Origin of the sequence: Dendronalium phyllosphericum CENA369, from assembly GCF_016056275.1 — a bacterium.
Taxonomy (GTDB): Bacteria; Cyanobacteriota; Cyanobacteriia; order Cyanobacteriales; family Nostocaceae; genus Dendronalium; species Dendronalium phyllosphericum.
The window spans coordinates 1-4,527 of record NZ_JAECZA010000153.1; the positions used below are offsets into that span (position 1 = coordinate 1).

Genomic DNA, 4,527 nt, shown 5'->3' on the forward strand with positions numbered 1-4,527 from the left:
TCCCCAGCCTCCCCTGCTCCCCCAGCTTTGCCACCTCACGAAATCGCGTTGCTCCCTACATCAAGTTAGTGAACTACCCAATCAGCCCCAAATACCGATGAAAAGCCTCAACCGCATTTGCCACCCCATCCTCAGAGCGAATCTTCTCGCCTAACTCCTGGGCTAGCGAGCGCATCCCCTCATCACCCAGTACAACTTCAATCGCTGCCGCTAAAGTTTCTTGTGTTAATTTTTTGTAGGGTATTGGTTGGGGGCTAACTCCGAGTTGTGCCAACTTTTGTCCCCAAACGGGCTGATCTGCGAAAAAGGGTACAACGATTGAGGGTATTCCTGCTCTTAACACCGCCGCCGTTGTACCAGCACCGCCGTGATGAACCATTGCCGGTACTTGAGGTAACAACCAGTCATGAGGAACATCTTTGATGACAAACACTCGTAGCGAATCTTTAATGTTAACTATGTTGCCAACATTGCCCCAGCCTGACAGTATAATGCCACCAGTGCGCGCTTTCTTCAACGCTTCCACGATGTAGTACGTTAAATATTCCGGATTAAACATTGTCATACTTCCGAACCCAAAGCATAGAGGCGGTACTTTTTTGCCTAGAAAATCCTCTAGTTCCATTGGTGGCTCGTAGTCGTCGGCTCGATCAATAAACCAGAACCCAGTCACATACACCCACGCTGGCCAGTCCCTTGGTCTTGGAATGATATGAGAGCTAAACCCATACAACACAGGAATTCGTGATACGTTAACTGGAGTCTTTCTCCTAAACCGACTACCCAAATATGGCAGTGGGGGCAATTTTAATGTCTCGGTTCTGAAACAGTTGAGCAGTTTCTGATATCTGTGCCAGTACAAAAACTCTGCTATGAAGTAGCTGGCATAGTTGATGACTTGATGGAGCGGATTTTTTGTTGTTCGAGCGAATTTCAAAAATCCAAACGTTCCTGTGGGAGTTAACGGCAGAACCGATGCCATGAAGCACGGTACGCCTAATTTCTCCGCGATGTGGTATCCCCAATCTGCCAAAGCGTTGAAAATGATTACTTCACTACCAGTACACGCTATCCATGCCGACTGCAACTGTTGAAGAAATAGCTCATCACTCAAAAGCTTGACTTTTTCTCCTCCTATAACCCGAATGCCTGCTTTTGATTGAAATAGCTTTTGAGTGTCGCCAGCTATCGGTGCAAACTCCAGGTCGAACTGCCTGACGAATGACTCGAAGTTTTCGTTAGTCGCTACCGTTACCTCATGCCCTGCGCGTTTCAAGCCAATAGCTAAAGCGCAGTAGGGTTGCACATCGCCCACCGAACCTACTGTCAGGATCGTAATCTTTAGTTTTCGCAAAGGTGGGGTGGGTGAACTAGGCCTCAATTGCTTTTCCTGCGCTGAACTTCGGTTCTACTGATGAATTGTACTGAATTACTTTTGAATTTGAGTATTCTGTAGGTTGCTTTTGGCGAAGCCTCTTGATGCAAAGGCTTCGCTCTTGGCTAGTTCTTAGCTTCAACCGCTGTTACAATTACTTGCGCTCATAACACAACCCAATTAACAAAATCATCGGTGCAGCCAGAAACGCCCACATTGTGGGTTGCAACCCATACTTATGTGCTAACCAACCTAATACTAGAGGCATGAAAGCACTAACCAGACCTGCTAAATTATTCAGTGCCATTACTGTGCCACTTTGCCCTAGCATTGCGGTATATAGCTGTCCTTGAAGAATGGAATACCAACCTGCATTTAAGAAACCCAGCGCACCTAAAATGATTATTTTGAGCGTGATGTTCGGCAGCAGCAAAAAAGCCGGATAAAGGCACAAAACCAAAAATACACTCAAGCGCAAATACTGGATGCCTTGCACTCGCTCCAACAATGGAATGAGAAACAAATCACCTAATAAGCCGAACCCCAACCAGATGCTAAAAGCAAAGCTCGCTTGTGTGCCACTTATACCTATAACATCCACAAAATAAAGAGCTAAAAAGCCCCGCACAACATCGAGCATTAAGTCTGAAGATTGCAACAGAATTAACCAGCGTAAGACGTTACGTCGTTTGAGTGCGTAGATGACATGATGAATACCCTTTTGAATACTAAACTCTGGCATATCCATTGGAGTAGATACTTTTACTCCCTCTATTGGAAACTTCCAGACAGAGCAGAGCAGACAAACACTTAGGGCTGCCAAGGTCAGAAAAACATTTCGCCAACTCTGGTTTAATGTCAGCGCACCTGTCAAAGCCAAAGGAGCCAGTACATTGCCCAAAGAACCCGCCAATGCCCAACGTGCCATATTTGCTTCGTGGCGATGGGGTTCTAGATCCATCAGTGTCGCTTGAGACAAACTAACAAACGCACCAGATGCCGGATAAAACAAAACTAATGCAGCTAATAAACTCCAAAACTGATGGCTCAGGGCAATTAGTACCAGCGCCGCAGCAAAACTGATCCCTCCTCCCAAAATCAATAATTTTCGCCCACCAAAATCTCCTAAAATTCCCAAAATTGGCTCTATCAAGCTACTGACCGTATTGGGTATGGTCAATAGTAACCCGATCTGCACGTAAGAAAGTTCTAAATCGTCACGAATCAATGGATAGGTTACGCCCATCACACCATCGACAATTTCGTCTAATCCCTCGATCGCCAGCAAGAGGCTGATGAATACAATAACTGATTTGGTTTTTTTGTGACCATCCAAAGACATCGTTAAATTCTCCCGTTTTCCAAATTTGTTTACCAACACACTCTTTTCACTGCGTTGGCAATTGGCGGGGGAATCCATGAACAAAAGCTTCGCCATAGCACTCTGGCGAATTGCCTGTTGAATCGATTTTTAGAAGCTTACCAAGGAGGGAATATCATCATTGCGACACAGCTAAATTTCAGGACAGTTAACATTGTCCCTTGCCTATTTTATCCTTGTGTTAATCAAGTGCAACAACTGAAAGTCAGGGGGAGCATTTATTATTCACAGGCGCGCTCGCGTTACGCGTTACTCTACTTCTAATTGAGTACAATTCATGAATAGCTCCTCAGTTACCAGTAGGAAAAGCAATTGAACCCTAGTTCAACCACTGCACCCAGCCGAAAGCTGATTTGGTTGTGGACGGCAGTAAATCACTTTCATGGGGAGCAACGCTCCCACAGATATTCAGCAACTAGTTTTGGCTCTTCCATCTCCAGGAAGTGACCACCACGCTCAGTTTCTGTGCAGCGGTCTAGGCGACTTGAACGCTATGATTGCATTAGGAATTTACAACATCTGAGTATGGCAAAGCAAGATACTCCACTTACAGGTGATGCACTGATTAAAGAAGTCTGTAGGCGGATTCGAGTAGCCCGTAGCTATTGGGATGCTCACAATAACGCTGCCTGTCGGGGTGAGCGCGAGCGAGCATTAGCCCTTTACAACACACTCACCAAAGAACAAAAACAGCAGATCCCGCAACAGTTGCGGATATGGCTGCGCTATCGTAGTGAGAAATACTTTGGCGTACATCGCACACCACCCAAGTCGCCACGAAAATCAAAATAGCTTTCAACAAAACAACACCTCATCCGTTGTTCCTGTATCAAAATTGCTAAGTCATGCTTGTTAGTTAATCGCTAAATCACCGTCTACTAAATAGTTCATATAATAATGTTTAGCCCCGAATGTCACTCTCGTTAAGCTGGGGTAGCTGGGGAGGCTGGGTCAGCCGAAGAAGAAAAGAGGGATTTATGGTAAGTATTGCTACTCTAATAACCGTGAATACATTTATTTGTTTCCCCCAGCACTCCCCGCTCCCCCAGCTTGCCTCAACAAATAACTAAACAAGCGTGCCATTCGTTTAGCCCCTTAATGCCATGAAATCCCACAGTTAATTGTCGAACGTTGCACACATTGCCCTCATGCGGAAGTTCATCCAACCCATTGTTTTGAGTTGACGCATACTTGTATCAATTAGTGGGAAACCTGTCATTCTTTTCTTGCACAATATCTCTGGAATTGCCTTCAAATAAGTACAACTGACTTCCTAACTTTCGCAGGTTGTAGTCAAGATTGGATAAAGACTCAAATAAAAACCTGACTCTGGCAGTTCCAACATCAGCCCAAGTGTAAAACCAAGGGTCAATAATGAACAATGGCAGAACTGCTGCACCGTCAGCAGTTGCCAACGGGCGCATCTAATCGTTAGGGGAGTACAAGGTTAGTGTTAATGGTTCGTCAGAAAACAAAGTATCAAACCGTTGATTAACCCAAGCTAAACGCAAATGTAGAAGGTGATTGAATCCATCCTCACTCCAACGCATTCCCACACCTTTGAAACGTTGTTGAATTAACCATTTACAAGCGCTTTCAACCATACCGGAGCCAATAGGCAAACCTAGTTTCTTAAAAGTGCGATACTGAATGTGTTTGAAGTGAGTGTTTAAGTAGTCTCGCACTTGACGCAAAATGGTTTGAGTCGCTTTTGAGGTGTTTTGAGACTTGCTTAACCAATTCAATTCTTGGATGATATTCTTTCCCCGGC

General features: G+C 45.0%; 6 protein-coding genes and 1 pseudogene. 2 read left to right on the top strand and 5 right to left on the bottom strand.

Going from position 1 to position 4,527, the window contains the following annotated elements:
• Positions 1 to 73: 73 nt before the first annotated feature.
• Together I8752_RS21155 and I8752_RS21160 are read right to left on the bottom strand one after the other, a co-directional pair.
• Positions 74 to 1,354 (bottom strand): glycosyltransferase, encoded by a 1,281-nt coding sequence (locus I8752_RS21155; protein ID WP_225895808.1) that lies wholly within the window; start codon positions 1,352 to 1,354, stop codon positions 74 to 76.
• A 175-nt stretch (positions 1,355 to 1,529) separates the two neighbouring features.
• Entirely contained in the window at positions 1,530 to 2,813 is a 1,284-nt protein-coding gene (locus tag I8752_RS21160; protein WP_225895809.1) for an MFS transporter, read from the bottom strand.
• 325 nt (positions 2,814 to 3,138) lie between these two features.
• On the opposite strand from I8752_RS21160, the gene I8752_RS21165 reads away from it, so the two are divergent.
• Both I8752_RS21165 and I8752_RS21170 read left to right on the top strand, forming a co-directional pair.
• On the top strand, positions 3,139 to 3,279 hold the full coding sequence (locus I8752_RS21165; protein ID WP_214434258.1) for a hypothetical protein: 141 nt from the start codon (positions 3,139 to 3,141) through the stop codon (positions 3,277 to 3,279).
• 2 nt (positions 3,280 to 3,281) lie between these two features.
• On the top strand, positions 3,282 to 3,548 hold the full coding sequence (locus I8752_RS21170) for a Precorrin-3B methylase (protein ID WP_214434259.1): 267 nt from the start codon (positions 3,282 to 3,284) through the stop codon (positions 3,546 to 3,548).
• Positions 3,549 to 3,873: 325 nt separating this feature from the next.
• Here I8752_RS21170 and I8752_RS38655 read toward each other — a convergent pair whose 3' ends face one another.
• The 3 genes and pseudogenes from I8752_RS38655 to I8752_RS21185 all read right to left on the bottom strand — a co-directional run.
• Positions 3,874 to 3,975 carry an FAD-binding domain-containing protein gene (locus tag I8752_RS38655; RefSeq protein WP_214434260.1) on the bottom strand — a complete coding sequence of 34 codons (102 nt, stop codon included), beginning with the start codon at positions 3,973 to 3,975 and terminating at the stop codon, positions 3,874 to 3,876.
• Positions 3,953 to 4,171, bottom strand: coding sequence for a deoxyribodipyrimidine photo-lyase (locus I8752_RS21180; protein WP_225895810.1), 219 nt, complete (start codon positions 4,169 to 4,171; stop codon positions 3,953 to 3,955). The genes I8752_RS38655 and I8752_RS21180 overlap by 23 nt, the downstream gene beginning before the upstream one ends.
• Before the next feature lie 9 nt (positions 4,172 to 4,180).
• Positions 4,181 to 4,527: pseudogene (locus tag I8752_RS21185) on the bottom strand (ISKra4-like element ISLesp2 family transposase); the annotation flags it as partial.